The following is a 275-nucleotide window of genomic DNA, read 5'->3' on the forward strand; positions in this document are numbered from 1 at the left end:
AGCTTAATTAAATTAAGTGCATAGAGCGGGGCATTAGCTCAGTTGGTAGAGCAGTTGACTTTTAATCAATTGGTCGATGGTTCAAATCCATCATGCCCCACCATTCTATGAGCAGTGAAAGTAAATATTAGTCGGCGGATTTACGCAAGCAACTAAACAGCAAAGTTTGCTAGTTAGTTATCAGAGCGGGGCATTAGCTCAGTTGGTAGAGCAGTTGACTTTTAATCAATTGGTCGATGGTTCAAATCCATCATGCCCCACCATTCTTTATATTT

At 40.4% G+C, this 275-nt stretch carries 2 tRNA genes; both read left to right on the top strand.

What is annotated here, in order from left to right:
• The first annotated feature begins 27 nt into the window (after positions 1-27).
• Positions 28-103, top strand: a tRNA-Lys gene (locus H5058_RS18305).
• 84 nt (positions 104-187) lie between these two features.
• Positions 188-263 (top strand) — tRNA-Lys (locus tag H5058_RS18310).
• Positions 264-275 lie beyond the last annotated feature (12 nt).

Source organism: Pseudoalteromonas sp. SR45-4 (assembly GCF_014163535.1).
GTDB classification, from domain to species: Bacteria; Pseudomonadota; Gammaproteobacteria; order Enterobacterales; family Alteromonadaceae; genus Pseudoalteromonas; species Pseudoalteromonas nigrifaciens.